Source organism: Ruegeria sp. BE1, from assembly GCF_056538885.1.
In genome coordinates this window covers 48728-73235 of record NZ_JBQFTY010000004.1, presented here as the reverse complement: position 1 = coordinate 73235, position 24508 = coordinate 48728, and the positions used below count along the sequence as shown (strand labels likewise).

Here is a 24508-nt window from a genome sequence, read left to right as displayed (position 1 = left end):
GATGTCAGGCCCCGACCGGGGCCTGACGGGGTCAGTTGATTACTTGCCGCCCCAACGCTCGGGGTAACCCGGCATGTCTTCACAGCCGCAACCCGCATAGTGCAGCGGCGGCATCGACGGGTTCACGAAATCCGCCAGATTGTCATTGGTGATCGCCGGTTGCGGCAGGTTCCATTCCGGGCCGGGGATCACCTCGCCATCCAGAACCTTCAAAGCCGCCAGAATGGGCGTGCGCCACTGATAGGTCGGATAGGTCGGCGCGATGGTGTTCAGGCCGATCTCCTGCCATTTCTGCAGGAAATCCTGCTGGTCTTCGCCGGTGACAATCGGCACGTCCAGCCCCATATCCTCGAACGCCTCGATCGCCGCGACCGAGGTTGCGCCCGCGTCCATCCAGACCGCGCCCAACTGGTTGCCGCGCTGGATATAGTCCTCGACAATCGCCTTGGTCTTGGCGCGGTCGCCATCGGTGAATTCCGCACCGACGATGTTCAGACCGGCCTCTTCCAGAATGCGTTTCGCGGCAGAGTAGCGGGTTTCCAGAACGTCCACTCCGGGCAGGATGCGCAGCATCAGCACGTCCGATCCCTCGGGGGCGTTGGCCGCAATGAACTCACCGGACTGGATGCCAAAGCCATAGCCACCGACGGGCTTGATGAACGTGACCGGGCAATCGGTATTCACGCCGCGGTCAAATACAATAACCGGCAGCTGTTCACAGGCTTTTTCCACAGCGGGGGTCAGGGCTGCGGTCGTGTTGGGGGACACGATCAGGGCGTCACAGGTGCCACCGGCCAGCAGATCCTCGATATCGGCAATCTGCTTGTCGTCCGAACCTTCGGCATCGGTCACCACGAACTCGGCGATACTGTCATGCTGTTCGACCTCGGCCTGCATGGTGTTCCAGCCGACCACGCGCCACGGGTTGTTCACACCCGCGTTCGAGAAGCAGATCGTGTGCGGGCCGTCTTTCTTGAAGCCCGAGGTATCGGCCATCACGTCGCCATAGTGCTGCAGCCAAGGGGTTGACGCATCGCCATTGGCGGCTGCGCCCAGCATGTCCTTTTGCTTGGCAAATTCGACCGGGTCATCGAAATTCTGCGCCTGCGCGGGCAGAGCGACCACAAGCGCCGTCAGCGCGGTTGCTGTCATTATTTTAATCATTTCGTTTCCTCCTCTGAAAAGTTATTGGGCGCCTATCCCCCGGATCGGCGTCGTCGGTATCCGGCGATCACCACCGCCGAGATCAAAATCAGTCCCTGCACCACGTCACGGGTGGGTTTGGGAAAGCCCAAAATGTTGAGCAGCGTGAACATCGCCTGCAAAACCAGCGCGCCTGCAATCGTGGCCCCCACGGTGCCGCGCCCGCCCAGCAATTGCGCGCCACCGATGACGGCGGCGGTGATGGCCTGCAATTCCAGCCCCACGCCCACATCGGTGGACACTCCTGCAAATCCGCCTAGCAATATCCCGGCGATGACCGCCGAGACCGACGACATGACAAAAGCGACAATCCGAGTTTCCGTGAGTGGGACTCCGGCCAGCAAGGCCGCTTTGGGATTATCGCCCATGGCGATCAGGCGTTTGCCATAATTGGTGCGGTGCATCAGCCACCACATCGCGGCGCAGACCACGATCATGACAATCACCGCAACCGGCAGGATTTTGACCAGCGGCATGTCCTTGATGAGGTAACGCCCGAAGAACCGGAAGTTCTCGGGCAGGTATCCACGCGGAGCCCCGCCCGACCACGTCAGGGCAATCCCGCTGAGGGTAATCATCATCCCCAGCGTGGCGATAATCGACGGCACCTTCAGCCAGGACACCACCAGCGCGTTCACCGTTCCCACGATCACGCCTGCGCCCAGCATAACGAGGATCACCCACCATGTCGCACTTGCATCCCCATCCAGCAGGATCGAGCTGCCGATCACCGTCAATGTCACCAGCGCCCCCGCCGACAGGTCGAACCCGCCCGAGTTGATGACGTAAAGCTGCCCCACCGCCAGGATCGCAATCGGGGCCGCGCGTTTGAGGAAGTTCATGTACCCGGTCGGTTGCAGGAAATAGGGTGACAGGATTGCAATCGCCACGAACAGCAGCGCCAGCACCAGAAAGACCGGGTTGATCTGTTTTATACGAGCCATCATGCCTCGATCCTCCGGCTGCGCACCGCATAGACGGCGACAGCGGCCACGATGATGACCCCGCGCAGGATCTGTTTGGCGAAGGCGTCCACTCCCGCGATGTTGAAGATCGAGTCGATCAGCGAAAAGATCATCACCCCCATCAGGGTGCCCCAGACCCCTCCGCGCCCGCCGGACAGGGCGGTGCCGCCAATGACAACCACAGCGATGGATTCCAGATCATAAACACCATCCCGCCCGATCCACGGCGCGCCTGAACGCAACCGGCTGGCCAGATAGAGCCCCGCGATGCTGGCGCAGACCGAGCAAATCACATGTGCCATGATGACCACGCGCGTGGTACGCATTCCGGCCAGTTTGGCCGCATCCGGATTGCCGCCGACCGAATAGATGTTGGACCCGGCACGAGTGAAACGCAGAAACACCCAGGCCGCCACGGTCAGCGCAATCAGGAAGATAAGGCTGATCGAAACGCCCCCAATCTGACCATAGGCGAAGACCTGAAACTCTTCCGGCACTTCGCCGGCGAAATTGTTGAACGTGGCGCTCAGCAACCCTTGCAGGATCAGGGCCATGCCCAGCGTTGCGATCAGCGGATTGACCTCGAACTGGGTGATGACCAGCCCATTGATCAGGCCGACCACAACCCCCACGGCCAGCACAGCCGCAACCGCAGGCAGCATCATTGCCGGATCGCCCGACATGATGGACGAGGCCAGCACCGCCGAGACCGAAATCAGGTTCGCCACGCTCAGATCGATCGAGGCAATCAGAATGGCGAAAGTCTGGCCAATGGCCGTGATCCCCAGCGCAATCGATCGCCCCAGCAGACCCAGCAGGTTCTCAGCGGTCAGGTATTGAGTTTGCCCAGTGGCGACCGCAACGGCGACATAAGTCGCCATGGCGACCAGCAACAGCAAGAACGGGGCCAGCGCGGCAAGATTGCGGGGCCGTCTCATGCGCCCTCCAGTTCAAGATGGGCTTCAGTCGCCGCATGCATCACTTCGGCTTCGCTGGCACCATATCCAAACTCGGCCACGATTTTTCCGTCGCTCATCACCAAGACCCGATCCGAGATGCCCAGCACCTCGGGCAGATCGGACGAGATAGCCATAACTGCGGCGCCCTCTTGCGCCAGTTTGCGCATTTGGGCGTAGATACCGGCCTTGGTATTGACGTCGATCCCCCGGGTTGGTTCGACAAAGATCAGGACTTTCGGCGACAACGACAGCCAGCGCGCGACAATAGCCTTTTGCTGGTTACCGCCGGACAGGGATTGAATTTCAACACCGTAATTTGCCGCCCGAAGGTCAAAGGTGTCAAAAAGCGCATCCATCTGATCCAGAGTGGAAATCGGCGTTTTGTCTGGCGCACCCGTCGCGGCCGAAAAGGCGCGGGCCGAGATCATGCCATTGTCGCGCACAGATTGCATCAGCATCAGCCCTTCGGCCTTGCGATCACCCGGAAGCATGGCAATCCCTGCCTTGGCTGCGCTACGCGGGTTCGCCAACGTGACGCCTTCGCCCTCAACCGAGACTGCACCTTTCACAAACGGTTCCGCTCCGAACAGGGCAAGCGCCAACGCGGTACGGCCCGCACCCTGAACACCAGCGAACCCGGTGATTTGACCTGCGCGCAGATCAAGGTCGATGTCGATCAGCCTGTCGTTGCAACCGCCGCGCACGGTCAATACGGCCTCGCCAACCTCTTCTGCGCTGGCAGGTTCAGGATAGAAATGCCCGATGTCACGCCCGACCATGGCTTCGACAATCTGGCCGGTTTCAGGGACATCATCGAACGCCGCCGCGACCTTGCCGTCCTTGATCACTGTGACACGATCCGCCAGACGACGGATTTCGCGCATGCGATGGGTGATGTAGACGATCGAACGCCCCTGCCCACGCAGATCGTCGACCAATTGGAACAGCAGCTCGCATTCCGTGTCGTTAAGCGCGGCTGTCGGTTCGTCCATAACGATGACCTGCGCGTTCAGCGACAACGCCTTGGCAATCTCGACCATTTGCTGTTGCGCAACATCCAGATCGCTGACCAGAGTGTCGGGCCCAAACCGATGGCGGTTTCCAAACAACGCCAGCACGCTTTGGGTATCGCGCCGCATCTTTTCGGTATCCAGCAATCCGAAACGGCGCGTGGGTTCGCGGCCCAGGAAGATATTCTCGGCCACCGTCCGGTCAGGCAGCAGCGAGAATTCCTGATAAATCACGCTGACGCCCTGCGCGAGCGATTCAAGCGGGTGTGCAAACCGGACCTTTTGACCGCGCAGAATGATGTCGCCTTCTTCCGCCTGATAGACCCCGGAGAGCACTTTCATCAGCGTGGATTTGCCCGCCCCATTTTCGCCGACCAGCGCGTGAACCTCGCCTGATCGCGCAGAAAAACTGACCGCGTCCAACGCCTTGATCCCCGGAAAAACCTTGGTGATCCCCTTCATCTCAAAGATGACATCGCCACTCATGCCTGTGCCCATCCCTTGCGAATGAACGTGGCGCTATCGTGGAACAGTTGCGGATGATCTTCGAACATCGGACGCCAGATACGTGTGGCAGCAGCAAGTTCAGGAACACCAGCGCCAAATGCCTCCATCACCACCCAGCCATCGAAACCAGTCTTTTTGACCGCCGCGAAAACCGTATCAAAATCAATCTGGCCGGTTCCGGGCGTCCCACGGTCATTTTCCGAGACGTGCAGAACGTTGATCTTGCCCGCGAGCGCAGCAATCGCCTGCGCCTCGTCTTTTTCCTCGATATGCGCGTGGAACGTGTCGTACATAATCCCAAACGCCGGGTGATCGACCATCTCACAATACTGCGCGGCCTGTGCCGCCGTATTCAGGAAATGAGTTTCAAAACGATTGAGCGGCTCTAACGCCAGAAGCATGCCGCGCGCTTGCGCTTTTTCCGCCATCCGGAAATGCGCCTCTGCCCCGCGTTTCCATTCATCAACAGTTGGTCCGCTGCCGGTAAAATGCCCGATCGGCGCATGAAAGGGTCCGCCAATGGTCTGGGCACCCAATGCTGTCGCGCATTCCAGTATCCAGTCCAGATGCGCGATGCCTCCCGCCCGGACCTCTGGGTCGGCACTTGTGGGGTCCGCCTTTGGGTCGGGGGTGATCGCGGTACAGGTTCGTTCCAGGCCAAGAGCGTCCAACTGTGCAGCCAGCCACGCATAGTGGTCGACCGACCCTTCGAGCACGGGAATCTCCACGCCATCATACCCCGCCTCGGCTGCGAGCTTGCAGAACTCCAGCTGCGCTTCGCCGATCAGGCCACCGACACAAAGCAGGTTCACACCCAGCTTCATTTCCCCTCCCAAGGTGATCAAGCCTTTCCTGTTCACTTTTATGTAATCGTTTTCATTTTCAATGTAAAGGATTACATTTCACAATTCGCGCTGCTATAACCGCAGGTATGACAAGAAGTACGAATAAACGGCCCACGGTTCGGGACGTTGCCCGGGTTGCCGGGGTCTCGACCGCTACGGTCAGCCGGGCCTTGCAATCACCTGACATCGTTTCGAAAAAAACACGCGACTCGGTGTTCGCGGCGGTTGTGGAAACAGGCTACAGCGTCAACACAGCGGCCCAGATGCTGCGGCGTAACCGCTCGGGCACCGTTCTTGTCGTCCTGCCGGATATTTCCAACCCCTTCTTTTCCAAAATCCTTTCGGGCATCGAAGAGGTTGCGACCCGCGCCAATCTGACGATCCTGATCGGCAACACGAATGGCGATGAAACGCGCTATGCCAAGATCCTTGAGAACTTGCGCAACGGACGCGCGGATGGGGCATTGATCCTGAACGGAACTGCCCCCCCTAAGGGGATTTTGCCCGAAGGGACCCCCGCTGTTTCGATATCAGAGCGACTGGAGGGTTCAGGCTATCCGCATGTGGGCACGGACAACCGCAAAGCAGCCTTCGATGCCACCCAGTTTCTGATCTCTCAGGGCCACCGGGCAATCGCCCACATCACCGGGCCCGAAGATAACACTCTGACCAGCGACAGGCTTGCCGGGTACGTTCAAGCTATGACACAGGCCGGTCTGACCGACTGTATCCAGAGTATTCCCGGCGGCTTTACCTATGCGGACGGAGAGAGGGCAGCAAAAGAACTGATCGGCAATTGGCCCGGCACCACGGCCGCTTTCTGCGCAAATGATGAATCCGCGATGGGCGTCATCCGCAGTCTGCAACAAATGGGCTACGCAGTCCCCGAACAGATATCTGTAATGGGTTTCGACGACGTGCCCTTTTCCCGCATTTTTCAACCCGAACTGACAACGGTGCATCAGGCGCGCAATCTGATCGGACAACGTGCGATGGAGATGTTGCTGGAGCTTATGGAGAGCGGCGAAGCCCCCGCCACGGCCGTTTTTCTGGAACATGGGATCGTTTCGCGCAACAGCGTGAGCCGCCCACCAGAGTAAATCTGCGCCCGGAAAGTTCTGCAGATCAGGTGTTCAATACTTGTCTGAAAGGCGCCAAACATCCTGCGTCCTGAACCCCCGGATGTCTCTTGGTCCAAGCTCCTCCAGGTCTAACTGTTCCTTGAGAACCTGCGCGACTTCATCCTGAACCGTTATTTGCATCGGCTCAGAGAACTCTTGCAGCCGCGAGGCCAGGTTAACGGCGGGCCCGAAGATATCGTAGACATATTTCTGAATCCCAACGACCGAGCCGACCACAGAACCGGACGCCAACCCAATTCTACAGCGCCACTGATGCGGATGGCTGAGGTTACGGCGGTTCAGATAGCGCACGAACCGTATGGCTGTATTGGCAATTGCCTTGGCGTGATCGGGGGTTGGATCAGGCAGGCCCGCAACGGTGATATAGGCATCGCCGATCGTTTTGATCCGCTCGCAGCCAAATTGCTCGCCGATGCGGTCGAAGGCGCTGTAAATATCATTCAGTTCGGTTACGGTGACACTTGGGTCCTGCGAGGCGACCATCTCGGTGAAGCCGACGAAATCCAACATCAGCACCGAAACCGGATCGTAAAGCTGCGGCGTTACCACGCCAAAGGTTTTGTATTCCTCGTAGACCGATCTTGGCATGAGGTTCAAAAGCAGCTTCTCTACCTGCTCTTTTTCCCGCTTCAACTCACGCGTGTTGCGTTCAACCATCATCGAATATGAATCGATCATGGACTCCAGCTCTTTGATGCGTGTGATGTTCTGGCAGACAAGAACCAGCACGTCATCATGCGCAACGGTAAAGTCCAGGGCGATCACAAGCGTTCGGCGTTTTTTCTTGAAACTGATTTCAGACGTATAGCGCTGTTTTTCGGACAGGCTGTGCTGAACCGCAGTCACATCCAAATCGGGAAAGACCTGCAGCAGATGATCGGATTGGTCCTCGGCGCTGAACCATTCGTCGAATGTGTCGTTGCGGAAACCAAACTGCAACGACTTGCGGTCCAGCAGCGCCACCCCCACACCGATTGCGCGCAGCAGCTGTTCGTTAATTGCTTCGATGGTCATGATTTACCTAACAATCAGGGGACGACGTTTTCCGAATTCCGCAACAACGACCGCGACGTCTTCGTCGGCAACGCTGTGTTTCTCCAGCGCATCCCGCAACACCGCTTCAAGTTCGTCAAAATGCGCGTGTGAAATGTCCAGATGCGAATGCAGTTGCCGCAATTGATTGTCGGTGTATGAGGCAGGACCGCCAAGCAACGACGCAATAAATTTGGTCTGGTGGTCGACCATCTTTGACATATCGACTTCGTCAAAGAACGGTCCGACTTCGTCATTGTCCAGCAGGGCATCGTAGAACGAGATCACGATCTTACTGATCTGCGAAAACCCACCGTATTTCTCATAAAGTGTACGCTCAGCCATGTTGAAACCCCCTACACACTCACTCTTACCACAGTTTTGAGCCGCTCGTGCATACCAGTGTGACCCAATGCCTGTTGGCATTGGGCACTTGCACATTTTGTCAGCAGCGCTTTGCGACGATCTCAGCATACTCGGACGAAATACACAAAGACCCATTGGTCGAGATGTCGAACTTGTCGATCAAAGCCATTATTTCATCGTGCAGAGATGTTTGACCCGCCGCGTCCAGCGCATCAAAGGCTTTCTGCATTGGGCCGTAGAATGTCCGGAAATAGTCCAGAAAATGATCGGCCGACCGATAGCGGAACATGAAGTTTTTGCGCTTGAACGAAGCGATCTCGCATGTTCCCTCAAACGTATCCCCGATCCATTCACGACTGCCCCACAAAGCCGGAGAGTTGACACCGGCGGGCGGCGGTACATGCTTGCCGATGGTTTTGAACAGCAGTCCGATGAAACTGTCGGGGGTCCAATTGGCCATTCCGATCTTGCCACCCTGCTTTACAACCCGTTGCAATTCCGCAGCCGACTGTTGTTGGTTTGGGGTAAACATGACCCCAAACGTCGAAACAACAGCGTCGAATGACTGATCCTCGAACGGCAGGTTTTCCGCGTCTGCGACCTTGTAGGTTACAAACAGACCTTCGGCTTTTGCGCGCTTGCCGCTGGCATCCAGCAGGGCCTCGACATAATCCGTAGACGTTACGTCGCAAAACCGTCTGGCGAACGCCAGCGTGGCGTTCCCATTGCCTGCTGCGACATCCAGAACCTTGTCGTTCGGGGACATATCCATGGCTTCGGCAAGCTCTTCGCCGGTGATCTGCAGGGTCACACCGACCTTGCTGTAATCCCCGGCCCCCCAGGCCGCGTTTTGTTTCGCTTTGATCGCCGTAAAGTCCGGCTGGGAACTGGCAGTTGTTTGAATATCCATAGTCTTTGGTCCTCTTGATAAAGGGGTTGATGCTTTGATGGAGGCGGTGCCCCAATGGGGTCAGGCCGCAGTCTTTTCCGGCCAGCTGATTTTGACGGGGGCCCGTTCGACGCTGGCGACGTGTTCGATAATTCTCGAATTGACCCAATCGGGTTGGAAGACCGGCGCCATATGCCTCAGTTCAGGCAACAGCGCGATCCGGGCGTTCGGCAGGGCCTTGGCAATGGCGACGGATACGTATTGCGCGATCTCTGGCGACTCCAGCCCTGTCATGATCAGCGCAGGCATCCGCAGCGCAGACAGATCCGAGAGTTGCCAGGTTTCCGCGAACCCGTTCGCAAAATCGGCCATAACAGACGAAATCATCCCCGCAAAACGGCCCTTGGCCGACGCAGAAAGTGAGGCCCAGAACCCGTCTTCATTCCAGAAGTCGAGAAAGCGCTGCATTCCCGCGGCTGGATCGCCGTCTGCTGCGGCAGCCGTCACCACGCCGGACAAAAGCTGGATTTCGCGGAACAGATTCTGACCGATCTGTTGGTCCTGCCTGAGAACATGAAAAGAGGCAGGTTCATAGACGGTCAGGCTCTTGACCAGATCGGGGCGCAACAGCGCGATCTTGATGACCACACCGCCGCCATTGGAATGACCGACAAGATGCACGGCTTGTCCAAGCGCCTCGATTTCGCGGATGATCGGAGCCGCCGAAACGGCCATCCCGTTCTGAGTGTAATCGCCGGTCAGCGGGGCGTTTCCGTAGCCCGGCAGATCAAAGGCAATAACGTCAAAACGGCCCTCCAGATCTTCGGTCAGCCGGGCCCATTGGCCCCCGTTTGATGCAGAGGAATGCAACGCGACAATCGGTGCATTCGTCGATTCAGCAGGTTTAAATGAAACAGTCATCTTCGTTACCCAATTACTTTTGTGATGGGTAGAAACTGGGCATTCATTGTTTCAATGTGATTTCTGAAAGCCCCGCAAAATGTTTCAGTTGTTGCTCTGTGAAGCAGGTCACACAACTCTGTATCCAGCTCAAAAACCGGCATGATTTCGGGTGAGGCTGGCAAGATGCGCCAGCTTTTGAAACAATTGAAACACAAGAGGGCAATTTTGAAATCGCAATGAAACAATGATGTCTTAGAAAATCAGGATGACGATGGGCATGGTGAACGATCTTGAAGAAATCGAGAAGGCGCGCGACCTTCTGCGCGATGCCATTGAATCCCTAAAAGAAGGCTTTGCGCTTTATGACGACGACCGTCGTCTGGTTTTGTTCAACAAACAATATGCCCGGATGAACAAAGGTGTCGCCGATCTGCTGGAACCCGGCCTGGATTGGGAAATCCTGATGCGTGAAACCGCCCGCAGGGGCATCTACGCCGATGCCATCGGCAATGAGCAGCAATGGGTTTCCGACCGGCTGGCCAATGGGATTGAGTTTATCCAGGATTTCGAGCTGACCGAAACGGATGGCCGGACCTATCTTGTTTCAGTGCACCCCACCACTTTGGGGGGGTTTGTTGTCACGCGCGAAGACATCACCGAACGCAAAAAGGCCGAGCGGGAAGAACGCGACGGCGATCTGTTGATCCGAAAGGTTCTGGACGCCAGCTCGGCGATTGTAACGATGGCCCGGATTGGTGACGGTCAGATTTTGTATCGCACACCCGCTGCTCTGCAACTGTTCGGGCCCTCCCGGTCTGCAAAAGAGCACTATTTGAACCCCGAGGAACGTGCAGACTTTGTCACTCAGCTTTTGGCCGACGGGTATGTTCATGACTATAAGCTCGACCTGGTGAACAAAGGTGGTGAGGTTTTTCCGGCCTCAATTTCCTCGCAGCTGATCGACTACAAAGGGGAAGAGGTCATTGTCACCAGTATAATTGACCTGACTGTCCAGAAAGAGGCCGAGGCCCTGATCCGCCAGGTAATGGAAGCCTACCCTGCCGCAATCAACATGACCCACGCAGAAACTGGTAAGGTGCTGTTCGCGACCCCTGAAATCCGGGCACTGTTTGGCGAGGCTGACAATTCAAAGTCCTACTACGCCGACCCAAGTGAGAGAGACCGTTATCTAAAGGATCTGCGACAGGCCGGTTTTCTAAAAGATCGGCGCATGGAATTTGTTGACGTGGACGGAAGAACGTTCTGGGGCGCGGATTCATCGCGCCTCATAACGTTCAAAGGCGAAGAGGTCATCGTCTCCAACACCCGTGACCTGACGGACGAATTGGCGATAGAAGCCGAGCTTGAAAAACAGCGGGAGCTTGTCTTTCAGAACGAAAAAATGTCCGCCTTGGGAGAGTTGCTTGCAGGGGTCGCTCATGAACTCAACAACCCGCTTTCCGTCGTTGTCGGCCACGCGCTTATGCTCCGCGAAGAAATCACAGATCCCGATTTGACAGTCAGGATCGAAAAGATCGGCAATGCGGCGGAGCGCTGCGCAAAAATTGTTAAGACCTTTCTGGCGATGGCACGTCAACAACCCAGCAAGATTGAGTCGGTCGACGTGCCCGGCATGATCGAAACCGCCGCCGATGTGGCAGGTTATGGCAACTCATCCGGCGAAATTCGTATCACGCAAGACGTGCCGGAACACCTGCCCCAAATCGCCGGTGATGCCGACCAGTTGACTCAGGTCATCCTCAACCTGATCATCAATGCTGAACAGGCTATGACCTCAAAAGGCATAGGAGATCAGATCACCCTGTCGGCGACATCAAAGCCCGAGACGGGAATGGTTGAGATTTCAGTTCGGGATAATGGACCCGGAATAGCCAAGGCCATTCGCCCGCGCATTTTCGAGCCCTTTTTTACCACCAAGGAAGTCGGCGATGGCACCGGTATTGGACTGGCTTTCTGCCACAGGATCGTGCTGTCCCATGGTGGTCAGATCAGTCTGGATCAGGCCGAAGCTGAGGGCACGTGCTTTCGGATCACACTACCCGTTTCCGAAGCTGAGGAACGCGCAGATGACGCCCCCCCCAAAGCCCCGCAGACCTTTGTCAGACACAGGGCGCTGGTCGTGGATGATGAGGCGGAAGTCGGTGAACTGAATGCCGAAATCCTTAGAAGAGAGGGGATCCACGTGGATTTCGTCACCTCTGGCGAAGACGCGTTAAATCGCCTGCAGACAACGAAATACGATATCCTTTTGAGCGACCTGAACATGCCCGGCGTCGACGGGCGCAAGATTTACGAAGCGTTGCTGACGCGGTTCCCCGATATGCTTACCCGGACCGCCTATATCACCGGCGATACAATGGGTCAGAGTTCATTGGGTTTGCTGCGGGAGTCCGGTTTGCCATTTCTGGAAAAACCGGTCTCTCCGTCGGAGCTCAGGGCACTTGTCGCAAAGCTGCTTACAGACCAGAAGGACCGGACAGATGGATAATCAAAAAACCCATATTCTGGTTTGCGACGATGAGGTCGATGTGCGCGAAATGCTGCAGGAATACCTCAGCAAGCGCAGCTACAAAGTGTCTGCCGCATCTGGTGGCGAAGAACTGCGGTCCATTCTGGCCGCACAGGCCGTGGATGTCATGATCATGGACATCAACATGCCGAAGGAGGACGGCCTTTCAATTCTAAGGTCCCTGCGCCCCGAAAACACGACACCGGTGATCATGCTGACGGCGGCAGGCGATGTTGTGGACCGGATCATCGGCTTGGAGATGGGCGCCGATGACTACCTTGGCAAGCCTGTTGACCTCAGAGAGCTTGAAGCTCGTATCAAAGCCATCCTGCGACGTGGGGCAATCAACGACGCTGCACCTGTCAAAGCTCCTGACGGGGCCCCTTCGCGCTTTGGGGATTTCACGCTCGACACAGACGCTGCAAAGCTGCTTGCAGCAGATGGGAGCGAAGTTCAGCTGACTGCCATGGAATACAGCTTGTTGAAGGTTTTTGCCGAAAACAAAGGGCGTGTTATGAACCGGGACCAGCTTTTGGAACAGGCGCATGACCGATCCTGGGACCCGTTCGACCGCAGTATCGACATCAGGATTTCAAGACTGCGTCGAAAGCTTGAAACCAATCCTGAAAAGCCGGAAATCATCAGAACCGTGCGTGGAATTGGGTATTTGTATGATCCGAACTGACGGTGAAATCGCCAGATACGTCTGACTTCAGAATAGGGAGCTATCTCCTGTCATTGCGGCTGTTGAACCTGCGTCATCGTTTCAGGTCGCGCGGCAATTCTTCGCTCCATTTCCGCAGCTCGTTAAGAAAGCCAAGCGCCGTTCCGCCAAGTTCGGTGATGGAATACTCGACCGAAACCGGAGCGGTATCCATCACCTGCCGGTGAACCAGCCCCTGATCTTCAAGCTGTTTCAACCTTTCGGAAATCATCTTTTTGCTGGCACCGCCGATCATCCGCGCAAGATCGTTAAAACGGACCGGCCCATCTTTCAGGTGCCACAGGATAGAACCCGTCCACTTGCCGCCAATAATCCGCATACCCCGTTCGATGGCACAAGGTTCGTGGCAGACATCAATGGCCACCCGGCGCCCTCTTGCACTCTCTTCAACCCGCGCGCGCATCATGGTCCTTTCCGCTGAACAATAGGTTACTAAAAGTATACTGGTTGATTTTCTTCACTGCTACTCACAAATTCTTGCTGCGCCCGAAGTGTCTAGAACCCGCATTTACAGAGGTCGACCATGTCCCAGCCTGATATTCATCTTTACACAGCCGGAACAATGAACGGTTACAAACCGGTCATTTTCTTGGAAGAGGTTGGCATCCCCTATGATCTGACCCACATCAACTTTTCGAAGCAGGAACAAAAGACACCCGCTTATCTGGCGCTGAACCCCAACGGTAAAATCCCGACAATTGAAGATCGGGCAGAAGGACGGGCGATTTTTGAATCCGGTGCGATCCTGTGGCATCTGGCGGAAAAATATGGCCGCTTCCTGCCAACTGATCCGGTCAAGCGATCCGAGGTGATGCAGTGGATGTTCTTTCAAGCCGGACATGTCGGGCCCATGATGGGGCAGGCGATGTACTTCCATCATATCGCAGCCCCCAATGGTCACGAAGAACCGTTTTCGATCCGCCGCTATGTTGATGAAAGCCGCCGCTTGATGGAAGTGATGAACGCCCATCTGGCCGGGCGTGAGTGGATCGCGGCAAATGAATACACCATTGCCGATATGATGTTGTTCCCGTGGGCCCGCGCCTATGTCTGGGCCCGGGTGAATGTCGATGACTTGCCCCATCTGAACGCCTGGTTTGACCGGATAGATGCACGCCCCGCCGTTCAACGGGCGTTGACCATACCCAAAGCGAACCCGCAATTCTGGGATGCCGATGCAGATGCCAGCGCCTTTGCCAAAGAAAACGCCGCGCGCTTTTCCGGCGACGTGAAAGGAAGCTGACTGTCCGGTTCGTCACACTCTGCGCAACTTTCAAACAGATCATCACGCCGGATTCCCACCTGAGACCGAGGGGTCGGGGATAGCAACAATCCGCTGCAACCCTGATCGTATAGTGATCTGCAAGCATTTGATCAGTGGCCGGTGCGCGCAAGAATTGCGCATGACGGGGTTCGGTGTTGAGCTGCCGGAACAGGCGGTTTCCGACCGGTTGTCAGTGCCTGCCGCAATACGGTTTCAGACGCAGTGTTGAGGAAAGGGCTTCTATTCAGGCGGGCTTGTCAGCCTTTGAACAACTTCATCGATCAGCGCGGAATTCCGCGCGACATATTGCTGTCCTGACGCCCGGATTTTCATGATGTTTTCCTGCTTGGGGTTAAATCCGTTGACACCTGCGACCGTGCCCGGTGACAGAAAATAACTGTCTATCTGGATGGACGACTCGAAATCAGCATGCCGTTCCAACGCGTGCGTGCTGACTGTGGCCTCTCCGTTGAACACCATGTGCATCAGCGGACGGAACCATTTGATAAGACCGCCGCCCTCAGCGGTTTCCGTCGGGACCGGTTGTTGCAGTTTACTGCCAAGCGACACGACAACGAATTCCTGATGCTTGGGCAGGTTGGTGCGCGCGTGCAGATATGCGATTTCGCCGGGCGCGTTCAGAATCATGGCGGCATCGCCCAAAAGCTCACCCGATGCATGCTCCCCGGACAATTGGACTGCCGGGAAGTATACCGGTGCACTGGTTACAGCCGTCACCAGGGACCGCAAATAGAGGTTTCCTTCGACGTCATCCCAATTGCGAAACACCCGCAAGCCATTCTCTTTCTGCGAGAACGAAGGAAACATGGCCGGTCGCAGAAAATCGTTGAACTTCGTGACGCCGAATACCTCTTCAAACACTTGGATACGGCCTTCGTTGGGTATGGCGGGGCCGAACAGCCCCCAGCCGGTCAGTATCTTATGATACAACGGTGCGCCCAGAATGTCCTTTGCGAAAACCTCATAGCCCTTCAACGCCTGCTCTGCGGTCAGCGGTTGGCCATCATCCTGAGACGGGCTGAACAACAAAGACGCGATGATTGCCCCCGTGGATGATCCCGCCACAAAGTCAAAAAGTTCATGAACAGGCTTTCCGGATTTTTCTTCGAGCGCCTTCAGCACTTCCAGTTCCGCCAACCCGTAAAGAGCACCACCATCCATCGCCAGAATGCGTACCTTTTGCGGATACTCGCTCTGCCATTCAAGCGCATCGCCAAAGTCTTCCTTGTCTGGCCAGCCTGGCAACTCTGACTGGCTTTCGAAAAAGTAGCGGCTGTACGCATATACACTTGCTGCGTAAACCAGCGCAATTGGAACCAGACAGACCAAAACAGTACCGGCTATTTGAATGAGGCGCTTCATACTGTCGGTAAGGCCCTTTCTTCGTTTGAAACATCGGACGTCATGGCTGCCTCCATCACATCACCAGCCGGAAAATCCAAATTGGTCAGTCCCCGCACTCTCGGGCAATCCCCTGCCCCATTTGCAACCGCTACGCGCAAAAGATGGTCCCAGCGTAGCTCTGCTTTGGCCGGCAGGCAATTGACTGAGGGTCAATCCAATGCAACCCTTGACGTAATTGCTCTCATACAAAGGTGGATCGGTGTTCATGCGACAGGCTTGGCTCATTTTGACGACCGCTTTGCTTTCTGTATTGGCCGCAACGGCACAGGGGCAATCCAATACGACGCCCCCCAGTGTGGTTGTGCAAAAGGCGCAGACTCAAAAGTCCGACCTGACGGATTCCTATGTGGGTCGGGTCGAGGCGGTCAGCACCGTGGATATCACCGCCCGGGTCCAGGGCACCCTTGAGACGCGCCAGTTTACCGAAGGCGGGCAGGTGCAGGCGGGTGATGTGCTTTTTGAGATCGAACGCGATTATTATCAGGCGCAGGTTGATCAATCCGTCGCCAATGTCGAAGGCGCGGAATCCACCGCAAGAGGTGCGCAAGTGGAATACGAACGCCAGGTGGCCCTGTTGCAGCGCGACGATGTCCCACAATCCACCGTCGACGCGTCCGAGGCGACGCTGGGCGCAAATCTGGCCGCTGTGAAACAAGCCCAGGCACAGCTGGAACAGGCAGAAATCAATTTGGGCTATACTACGATCACCAGTCCAATTGATGGGCGTATCTCGAAATCCAACGTAGATGTCGGCAACCTCGTCAGTTCGAATTCCGGCGTGCTTGCGACCATTACCAGCATCGATCCAATCTATGTCAGCCTCTATGTCAGCGAGCGGGACTTGATCCAAAAACGGCAAGAGGGGCTGGTCGGACAGAACTCATCGAAACTGGGGGTACGGCTGGAGCTGACAAACGGTTCGACCTACGCCAAGCGCGGCACGGTCACCTATATCAGCAACGAGATCGACGCAGCGACCGACACGATCGAGGTACGGGCCAGTTTTGACAACCCCGACGGGTTGCTGATCCCCGGGCAGGTGGTGGCCGTCACGTTTGAAAATCCGGATGCCGCGGACGTGGTTGTGATCCCCCAAACCGCGATCCAGTTGGATCAAAAGGGCCATTTCGTCTATGTGGTGAACAGCAACAATTTCGCGAAACGGCAGGACATAACCCTGGGTGCGCAAACCGGGCGCGATTGGGTGGTGTCATCGGGGCTCAAGGCAGGTGACACGGTCATCGTGCAGGGGCTGCAAAGGGTCAGGGAGGACGAAAAAGTCACCCCGACCGAAAGCCACTCCTAGGATGTAGTCCCTTATATGCTGTCCAAATTCTTCATTGACCGTCCCAACTTTGCCATTGTTCTGGCTGTGATCATGGTCCTGGTGGGGGCCATTGCCACGCGGCTGGTGCCGATTGCTGAATTCCCGTCTATCGCGCCCCCTCAGATTCAGGTCACTGCCACCTATCCCGGCGCAAATGCCGCGCTGATCCGGGATGCGGTGGCGACGCCGATCGAGGAAAAGGTAAACGGGGTCGAGGGCATGATTTACATGTCGTCGTCCTCGTCCAGCGAGGGAACATATACCCTGACGGTCACCTTTGATATCAATACCGACCCCGATATTGCCGCCGTCAACGTGCAAAACCGCGTAGCGCTGGCAACCCCGCTTTTACCCGAATCCGTAACGCAGCAGGGAATCTCTACTTCAAAACAAAACAGCAACATGCTGCAGGTGATCAACCTGGTTTCTCCCAAGAAAACCTATAGCCAGCTTTATCTCAGCAACTACACCTCGGATGTTCTGCAAGATCCCCTCAGCCGGATTGACGGAGTTGGCGCGGCCACTCAGTTCGGACCGCTCAACTATTCCATGCGGGTCTGGCTGAACACCGACCAGATGGCTGCACTGAACATTGATGCATCTGACGTGGCCTCGGCGATTCAGGGACAGAATGTCGAGGCCGCAGCAGGACAGATCGGTGCTGCCCCATTTGGAGAAGAGACAACGGCGTTTCAGTTCACGTTGGATGCGCAGGGTTTGCTGGATGATCCTAAGCAGTTTGAGAACATAATCATTCAGGCACAGGATGATGGATCTTTTGTGCGCCTCAGGGATATTGCACGGATTGAGCTGGGTGCCGAAAACTACTCGGCCATTGCCTATTACAACGGGCAACCTTCGGCGATTCTGGCGATTTTTCAGGAAAGCGGGGCCAATGCGATTGATGTCTCGACCGCGGTGCAGGCCGAGATGGAAGAATTGGCCAAGCAATTCCCAGAGGATATCGAATACATCCTTGCGTATGACGTAACCGACGCGGTGCGCCAGTCAATCGAAGAGATCATCACCACGTTGGCGATAACCGCCACAATTGTCGTGGCGGTGACGTTCCTGTTCCTGCTGAGTATCCGCGCTACGATCATCCCGGCGGTTGCAATCCCCGTTTCCCTGTTGGGAACCGTCGCCCTGATCTACCTGATTGGGTTCAGCGCCAACATGATCACCCTTTTTGCCATCGTTCTGGCCATCACATTGGTGATCGACGACGCAATCATCATCATCGAAAACACCGAACGCATCATGGAGGAGGACGGGCTTGCCCCGCGTGAGGCAACGCTGAAGGCCATGTCACAGGTCACCCGACCCATCATCGCGACCACTTTTGTTCTGGCCGCTGTATTCGTACCAGTGTGCTTTTTCCCCGGCATCACGGGGAAAATCTATCTTCAGTTTGCCCTGACGATAACCTTTGCCTTCACCCTGTCAGCGATCAATGCGCTGACCCTTGGGCCGGTTCTGTGCGCCCAGTTCCTTAGCCGCAAGACAGGCCACCCCACGGGGCTTGCCCGGATCGTTCCCGATGCGATCAACCGCTGCCGGGATTGGTATGTGGTCCTGGTCAAACTGACACTGCGGTTCAAGACCCTGTGCCTGATCTTCTATGCAGCTGTGGTTGCGGGAACCGTGTATCTTTTCATGAACACACCCACCGGCTTTATCCCACCCGAAGACAACGGCGTCTTGTTTGCGAGCGTTACACTGCCCGACGGCGCGTCGCTGCAACGGACCGAACAGGTGCTGCTGGATATTGGCGCAGAGGTGAGACAACATCCCGGGGTGGCCTCGGTCACATCGGTTGCGGGGTTCAGCCTGATTGCCGGCGACAAATCCAACGTGGGCATGGTGGTGATGCTGCTTGATCCCTGGGACGAACGGAAATCTAAAGAGACGCAGTGGTACAACATCATGTTCGCGCTGAACGACACTCTCGCGGCAAAGCCCGAGGCGACCTCGTTCGTGTTCCCATTGCCCGCAATTTCCGGTGTCGGACAGGCGGGCGGGCTGTCCGCGCAGCTACTGGATTTGCAGTCCCGAAACGTTCAGGAGTTTGATGCCGTTAAAAATGGCTTACTCGCGGCGCTTATGAAAGAGCCTCAGGTGCAACAGGCCTACAGTTCGATGTCGGCAAACGCGCCCCAGTATTTTCTGGACATTGATCGGAATCGTGCCGAAGCGCTGCAAGTGCATGTCAGCGATATTTTCACTGCGCTTCAGGCAAGTTTTGGCGCCCTATACGTCAATAATTTTGTCCGCGAGGGCAGGGTCTATTGGGTCGTCATGTCTGCCGAGGCGCAGCATCGGCAGTCTCTGGATGACATTGACGGTGTCTACGTCAAGAACGCCTCAGGCACGGCCCTGCCCTTGCGGACATTCGTGACCGTCAAACCGCAACTAGGGGCCGAAATCCTATACCGCTACAACCTGTTCAACTCAGCCTCGATCAGTGCGCAATTGCAGACCGGTGTCAGCTCGGGCGATGGGATTGCTCTGGTCGAAGAAGTCGCGGCCAAAACTTTGCCCGACGGGTACACCCTTGAATGGACAGATGTCACCCTGCAAGAGGTAGAGGCCGGCGATCTGGTCTTGTTCATTCTGGCCCTTGCCGTGCTCTTTGCCTATCTGTTCATGGTCGCGCAGTACGAGAACTGGATATTACCCCTCGCCATCATGGCCTCGACGATTTTTGCGGTTCTTGGCGCGCTCATACCGCTGCAGTTTATCCCCAACATCAACAACAACATCTACGCGCAGATCGGTATCGTTCTGCTGATCGGGCTGGCCGCGAAAAAGGCCATCATGGTTGTCGAGTTTGCCCATAACATGCGGGCCCGGGATGGACTGTCTATCGACGAGTCCGCAATCAAGGCCGCATTTATGCGCTTTCGTCCTGTCACCATGACCGGGCTATGCTTTATCCTTGGGGTTCTGCCGCTGATGCTGGCCAGTGGCGCGGGCGCGGCAGGTCGGGTTTCGATCGGGTACCCGGTCTTTGCGGGCATGATCATTGACAGCACCCTTGGTCTGTTGATGATCCCTGTGCTGTACGCAGTGTTCCAGCAATTGTCCGAGCGGTTGCGCGGAAGTACCAGACGCAAGAATGTGGCAGACCCAGCGCCGGACCAAACGGCATGACGCAATGCACAGCTTGGGATACCCCCTTCACTTCGATACTTGGACCGAGGTGACCAGGCTACAGGACAACGCAGTATTCAGATGTTCGCAGCGGGCCCTTGGCCAAGATGCGACGCCTTACACGCGACACGAAACCCCACCATCAACAGTGATCTCGGTGCCCGTGATGTAAGATGCCTCATCACTGGCCAAAAACACGGCCGCATTGGCAACATCCCACGGCGTGCCGACACGGCCCAACGGGATACGGGCCGCGCGCTGGCGATCCAGCGCCCCCCAGTCAATCGCGTCCGGATCGTCCGCATTCTGTACAGTGATATCCCGCGCCATCGGCGTATCGATAAAGCCCGGCAGGATTGCGTTGGCCCGTATGCCATGCGGGGCCATCTCAGCCGCCAGGTTCCGCGTAAAGGAAATGATTGAACCCTTGGTTGCGTTGTACCCGATGTAGGGTGTACCAAGGTAGCGCAGCCCGGCGATAGACGAGATATTTGTCACAACACCGGCGCCCCTATCCACGAAATGCGGCAAGACGTGTTTGGTCGGAAGAAAGGCGGCTTTCATGTTGACATGAACAAGCAGGTCCCAATCTTCAACCGTGCTGTCCATCGCGCCGCCGGTTTTCAGGATGCCAACGTTGTTTTGCAGGATATCTATCTGACCAAGCGCGCCTAGACATTGCGACACCGCCGCCTGCACCTGATCCTCATGCGTGACATCCGCGGACACCGCAATGGCTTTGCCGCCTTCCGATCGTATGATCTCGCAGGTCTCTTCGGCAGCGTCCATATGCAGGTCCAGAGCGCAAATGGCGGCCCCCTCCTGCGCCAGACGAATGGCCGCCGCCTTGCCATTGCCCATACCGCCATTCATCGAACCCGCGCCCGTTATCAGAGCGACTTTTCCAGCCAAACGCGCCATGCGCTATTCCTCATTCGATTGCAAAAAAGCGTTCATTCCGCCATCAACTGCCAAGAGCTGGCCGTTGATGTAAGATGCAGCCTCGGACATCAGGAAGGCCACCGGCGCCGCGATTTCCGCCGGGTCTGCCCAACGCGCCGCAGGCGTCCGGTTTTCGATCCGGCGCACAAACGCCTTGTCGCTCAGGATTTTCTTGTTCATTTCGGTCAGAACATATCCCGGCGCAATCGCATTCGCGCAAATACCGTCGGCCCCGAAATCCGCTGCCAAAGACCGCGTCAGCCCGGCAATGGCCGCTTTGGATGACGCATAGTTCCCAATGCCCGGTCTGGGATGGGTCGCCGCGATTGAAGAGACCGAGACGATACGCCCGCGCTGAGGACCGGGATTGGCCAGCATTACCTTGCCCGCTGCCTGCGACAGCACAAAGGGGGCCATGACGTGCAGATCGTAGATGCTGCGATAGTCCTCGACAGTTTGGTCAAGGACGTACCCGTGATTGGTGATCCCCGCATTGTTGACCAGCCCCCAGATGCTGCCCGCCTTATCCGCAACATCCTGAACCCATTCCCGACACGCTTTGAAATCCGTCAGGTCAAACGCAGCCGCCTGCGCATCTGCCCCCTGCCCCCTGAGATCAGCGGCTGTGGCCTCCACCGCTTCAGCGTTCAGATCCTGCAGCCAAAGTTGCGCTTCCATATCGGCACAAGCCTTGGCCATAGCAGCACCCAATCCACGCGCCGCACCGGTGATCAGGATTGGCTTGCCGGTCAGAGCAAACAGGTCCGACATCAGGAGGCAAGCGCCTTCTTGTCCCCCTCCAGCGCAGCGTTGACTGCCGGCATAACCTGATCACAGAACAGTTCGAGCGACCGCAGGGTATTGGCAAATGGGATCGAAGCGATCTGCATGAACACACTAAGATGCGTTATGCCAAACTCCCGCGCCTCGGCTAAAATCCGCGATGTAACATGTTCAGCATCGCCAATGATCGCGCGTTCCATCACTTCATCCAGGCTGGGTTCATTGTCAAAGGGCACGATTTGCAAATCCGCGCCATTCATCAGCGGTTCGGGGCGGCGCATGTTGCTGGCCATACGCGCGTGGATCAGAACCTGCTCAGCCGCCGCCCGCGCATCGTCTTTGTCCTTGGCAACGTAGACATAGCGTTGCACAGCAAAGGCGAAGTCATCACCGCTCAGGCCGTTCTCCATTCGGGTTTCCGAATACAGCCGCCGCGCCGTCGCAACGATCGAGTTTGGTCCGATTGCGGGGGTGGTCAGCGGCTCGGCCCCGTAAACGATCATCTTCTGCCGCATCTCGGGCGCATTGCCCACAGCAAAGGTGCGAATGCGATCCTGCACCGGAGCAATTGACAGCGCCGCATCGTCGATGCGCACATGCTGACCCTGATAGTTGATTGTACCACTATAGACGCCCTGCTCGATACAGTCCCAGATCTCCAGCCCGCGCATCAATCGATCGTTGATTTCAAAGCCGAATTTCTTGAACTCGCGCGGCTGGTATCCTGTTCCCAGACCCAGGACTAAACGGCCATCGGTCAACTGATCGGTCAGGCAGATATCCTCGACCAGGCGCAGCGGCTCGTAAAACGGCATCACCACCACCGCAGGCCCCAGTTTGATACGTTTGGTCACGCCCGCCATATGCGAGGTCGTCATCAGCGGTGAAGGTGAGATGCAGTAATTCGACAAATGATGCTCGGCGAACCAGGCGACATCGAACCCGGCATCATCGACCATTCGCGTCATCGTACGCATCTGGTTGAACACATCGGCATGCGTCGATCCGTCAACCGGTTTTGTCATCAGATTGAAAAGAGAGAATTCCATGACATTAGGCTCCGAGAATATCCGGGTAAACGTGTTTCTCTCAGCCTTTCGCAACCTAGCCTAACCTACAAATGTTGAATCCTAGGTCATTGCCAAAGGAATTCTTATGCAGCCTGTGACTCTTGTCTTAACCATTTGAGAAAAGCCTGTACGCGCGGTTGCTCAAGGCGGCTTTCCGGACAAAGGAAATGATATGCGAACGATCCGTCCACCGATTCAAACGGCAGTTCGATCAGCATGCCATTGTCCAGAAAATGCTGCGCGACGATATCCCGGACAACGCCAATCCCACCACCAAAGGCAATCGCCCCCAACGTCGCGCTGGCGTCGCCGAAATAGGCGCCATGCTCAAACGCTTCGGGATCTCCTCCGTTACGTTCGATCACCGTGCGCCATTCACTGTGGTTGGTGTCGTGAAAGAACGGCAGGTAAGCCAGGTCACCAACGCGATTCACATCTGCAATCTCGTCAGTCAAACCAGCCGAAGCCACCATGATATGACGTTCACCAAATAGCCTCTCTTCGTAGACATTCGGTGTGCCTCCAGGCCCCCAGCGAATGGCGACATCCGCATCTTCTTGACCAAAACCCGTACGAGCGACCGTGGATAAGGCAATCAAGTCAATCTGCGGATGCAGCTTCAAAAATCGCGCCGCGCGGACCGCAAACCAGGTAGAGGCGAATGACGGCAAAAGGCTGACCGTCAGCATGGTCCGCCCCGCATCCGGCGCTAGGTCCTGAACGCTTTCACTGAGGTTATCCAACATCGCACCGACAGCTTCGGCAAATTGCTCACCCTGCTCTGTCAGGCTGATCTGGTTGTTCGAACGGCGGAACAGCCGAACACCAAGCCTCTGCTCAAGAAGCTTCACCTGCTGGCTGACCGCGGGCTGTGTCAGGTTCAATTCTGAGGCTGCCAGAGTAAAACTGTGCAACCGTGCAGCGGCTTCAAATGCGATCAGCGTCTGCAAGGGCGGCAACCCGCGGCGCATGCGGTTGCTGTCAAAGCCGACAGGCTCCAACCTCGACAATGCGCCTGGCCCAAGCTGATTCAATCGTGTTTTCAAAGCGCGTCGCATGGCGAACCTGCATTACTTTTTCTTTGCCTGATAGCACAAGAAACGCTCAACAGGCAAAACTCACCTATTGCAAACCTGGGGAAATCTCCGCCGACGCAGCTATCTCTGCCACCGCGCTGCGTCATCAGACGAACAGATAAAACGATTTTCATGCGGCGCACCTGCGGAATGAGTTTTTGAGACCTCCGCTACCCGCCAGCCTAAAGACCCCTGATCAGCGCAGGTTCGAGCCCGGCGCGACGCTTAGATCGCGGCGGAGCACCCCGCAAGCCCACTGCTGATCACAACAACCTTGTGATGCGTTTCGACAAGTAGGCTTTGGTGCGCATCGCACCCCAACAAAGAATCAAGATCGCCAGCGACCTCCAATGCCGCCATATCGTCAAAGCTGCCGACATGATGATTACCGAT

Annotated in this window: 21 protein-coding genes; 6 read left to right on the top strand and 15 right to left on the bottom strand. The window is 56.6% G+C overall.

What is annotated here, in order from left to right; all coding sequences use genetic code 11:
- Nucleotides 1–39: 39 nt before the first annotated feature.
- Genes ACR0J5_RS13155 through ACR0J5_RS13135 form a run of 5 tightly spaced genes read right to left on the bottom strand, consistent with a single transcriptional unit; the run spans nt 40 to nt 5489 of the window.
- Nucleotides 40–1164: a substrate-binding domain-containing protein gene (locus ACR0J5_RS13155; RefSeq protein WP_480654051.1), complete on the bottom strand. Its 1125-nt coding sequence runs from the start codon at nt 1162–1164 to the stop codon at nt 40–42.
- 32 nt (nt 1165–1196) lie between these two features.
- Nucleotides 1197–2147 carry an ABC transporter permease gene (locus tag ACR0J5_RS13150; protein WP_480654050.1) on the bottom strand — a complete coding sequence of 317 codons (951 nt, stop codon included), beginning with the start codon at nt 2145–2147 and terminating at the stop codon, nt 1197–1199.
- On the bottom strand, nt 2147–3106 hold the full coding sequence (locus ACR0J5_RS13145) for an ABC transporter permease (protein WP_480654048.1): 960 nt from the start codon (nt 3104–3106) through the stop codon (nt 2147–2149). Before ACR0J5_RS13145 ends, ACR0J5_RS13150 begins: the two co-directional genes overlap by 1 nt.
- Nucleotides 3103–4623: a sugar ABC transporter ATP-binding protein gene (locus ACR0J5_RS13140; RefSeq protein WP_480654046.1), complete on the bottom strand. Its 1521-nt coding sequence runs from the start codon at nt 4621–4623 to the stop codon at nt 3103–3105. Before ACR0J5_RS13140 ends, ACR0J5_RS13145 begins: the two co-directional genes overlap by 4 nt.
- Complete coding sequence (locus ACR0J5_RS13135) at nt 4620–5489, bottom strand: sugar phosphate isomerase/epimerase family protein (RefSeq protein ID WP_480654044.1); 870 nt, start codon at nt 5487–5489, stop codon at nt 4620–4622. The genes ACR0J5_RS13140 and ACR0J5_RS13135 overlap by 4 nt, the downstream gene beginning before the upstream one ends.
- A gap of 86 nt (nt 5490–5575) precedes the next feature.
- Here ACR0J5_RS13135 and ACR0J5_RS13130 point away from each other — a divergent pair, with 86 nt between their 5' ends.
- The gene (locus ACR0J5_RS13130) at nt 5576–6589 is read left to right on the top strand and encodes a LacI family DNA-binding transcriptional regulator (RefSeq protein WP_480654042.1); all 1014 of its coding nucleotides are present in this window, start codon (nt 5576–5578) and stop codon (nt 6587–6589) included.
- Between the two features lie 33 nt (nt 6590–6622).
- On the opposite strand, the gene ACR0J5_RS13125 is transcribed toward ACR0J5_RS13130, so the two are convergent.
- The 4 genes from ACR0J5_RS13125 to ACR0J5_RS13110 all read right to left on the bottom strand — a co-directional run bounded on the left by ACR0J5_RS13125 (nt 6623) and on the right by ACR0J5_RS13110 (nt 9839).
- Entirely contained in the window at nt 6623–7645 is a 1023-nt protein-coding gene (locus tag ACR0J5_RS13125; protein WP_480654040.1) for an adenylate/guanylate cyclase domain-containing protein, read from the bottom strand.
- A gap of 3 nt (nt 7646–7648) precedes the next feature.
- Nucleotides 7649–8008: a group I truncated hemoglobin gene (locus tag ACR0J5_RS13120; protein WP_480654038.1), complete on the bottom strand. Its 360-nt coding sequence runs from the start codon at nt 8006–8008 to the stop codon at nt 7649–7651.
- 100 nt (nt 8009–8108) lie between these two features.
- On the bottom strand, nt 8109–8939 hold the full coding sequence (locus ACR0J5_RS13115) for a class I SAM-dependent methyltransferase (protein WP_480654036.1): 831 nt from the start codon (nt 8937–8939) through the stop codon (nt 8109–8111).
- Between the two features lie 60 nt (nt 8940–8999).
- Nucleotides 9000–9839: an alpha/beta fold hydrolase gene (locus ACR0J5_RS13110; RefSeq protein WP_480654034.1), complete on the bottom strand. Its 840-nt coding sequence runs from the start codon at nt 9837–9839 to the stop codon at nt 9000–9002.
- Nucleotides 9840–10098: 259 nt separating this feature from the next.
- Between ACR0J5_RS13110 and ACR0J5_RS13105 the strand changes: the two genes are divergently transcribed.
- Together ACR0J5_RS13105 and ACR0J5_RS13100 are read left to right on the top strand one after the other, a co-directional pair.
- On the top strand, nt 10099–12330 hold the full coding sequence (locus ACR0J5_RS13105; protein WP_480654032.1) for a hybrid sensor histidine kinase/response regulator: 2232 nt from the start codon (nt 10099–10101) through the stop codon (nt 12328–12330).
- Nucleotides 12323–13036 carry a response regulator gene (locus ACR0J5_RS13100; RefSeq protein ID WP_480654030.1) on the top strand — a complete coding sequence of 238 codons (714 nt, stop codon included), beginning with the start codon at nt 12323–12325 and terminating at the stop codon, nt 13034–13036. Before ACR0J5_RS13105 ends, ACR0J5_RS13100 begins: the two co-directional genes overlap by 8 nt.
- 73 nt (nt 13037–13109) lie before the next feature.
- On the opposite strand, the gene ACR0J5_RS13095 is transcribed toward ACR0J5_RS13100, so the two are convergent.
- Nucleotides 13110–13481: a winged helix-turn-helix transcriptional regulator gene (locus ACR0J5_RS13095; protein WP_480654028.1), complete on the bottom strand. Its 372-nt coding sequence runs from the start codon at nt 13479–13481 to the stop codon at nt 13110–13112.
- 117 nt (nt 13482–13598) lie between these two features.
- Here ACR0J5_RS13095 and ACR0J5_RS13090 point away from each other — a divergent pair, with 117 nt between their 5' ends.
- Nucleotides 13599–14318 (top strand): glutathione S-transferase family protein, encoded by a 720-nt coding sequence (locus tag ACR0J5_RS13090; RefSeq protein WP_480654026.1) that lies wholly within the window; start codon nt 13599–13601, stop codon nt 14316–14318.
- Between the two features lie 261 nt (nt 14319–14579).
- Here ACR0J5_RS13090 and ACR0J5_RS13085 read toward each other — a convergent pair whose 3' ends face one another.
- Complete coding sequence (locus tag ACR0J5_RS13085) at nt 14580–15722, bottom strand: patatin-like phospholipase family protein (RefSeq protein WP_480654024.1); 1143 nt, start codon at nt 15720–15722, stop codon at nt 14580–14582.
- A 247-nt stretch (nt 15723–15969) separates the two neighbouring features.
- Between ACR0J5_RS13085 and ACR0J5_RS13080 the strand changes: the two genes are divergently transcribed.
- A complete protein-coding gene (locus ACR0J5_RS13080; protein ID WP_480654022.1) occupies nt 15970–17070 on the top strand; it encodes an efflux RND transporter periplasmic adaptor subunit in 1101 nt (366 codons plus the stop codon).
- A gap of 15 nt (nt 17071–17085) precedes the next feature.
- Nucleotides 17086–20244 (top strand): efflux RND transporter permease subunit, encoded by a 3159-nt coding sequence (locus tag ACR0J5_RS13075; RefSeq protein WP_480654020.1) that lies wholly within the window; start codon nt 17086–17088, stop codon nt 20242–20244.
- A 117-nt stretch (nt 20245–20361) separates the two neighbouring features.
- Here ACR0J5_RS13075 and ACR0J5_RS13070 read toward each other — a convergent pair whose 3' ends face one another.
- The 4 genes from ACR0J5_RS13070 to ACR0J5_RS13055 all read right to left on the bottom strand — a co-directional run bounded on the left by ACR0J5_RS13070 (nt 20362) and on the right by ACR0J5_RS13055 (nt 23989).
- Nucleotides 20362–21165, bottom strand: coding sequence for an SDR family NAD(P)-dependent oxidoreductase (locus ACR0J5_RS13070; protein WP_480654018.1), 804 nt, complete (start codon nt 21163–21165; stop codon nt 20362–20364).
- Nucleotides 21166–21168: 3 nt separating this feature from the next.
- The gene (locus ACR0J5_RS13065; protein WP_480654017.1) at nt 21169–21957 is read right to left on the bottom strand and encodes an SDR family NAD(P)-dependent oxidoreductase; all 789 of its coding nucleotides are present in this window, start codon (nt 21955–21957) and stop codon (nt 21169–21171) included.
- Nucleotides 21957–23018, bottom strand: a complete 1062-nt coding sequence (locus tag ACR0J5_RS13060) for an LLM class flavin-dependent oxidoreductase (RefSeq protein ID WP_480654015.1) — start codon at nt 23016–23018, stop codon at nt 21957–21959. The genes ACR0J5_RS13065 and ACR0J5_RS13060 overlap by 1 nt, the downstream gene beginning before the upstream one ends.
- A 104-nt stretch (nt 23019–23122) precedes the next feature.
- Nucleotides 23123–23989, bottom strand: coding sequence for a LysR substrate-binding domain-containing protein (locus tag ACR0J5_RS13055; protein ID WP_480654013.1), 867 nt, complete (start codon nt 23987–23989; stop codon nt 23123–23125).
- Between the last annotated feature and the right edge of the window lie 519 nt (nt 23990–24508).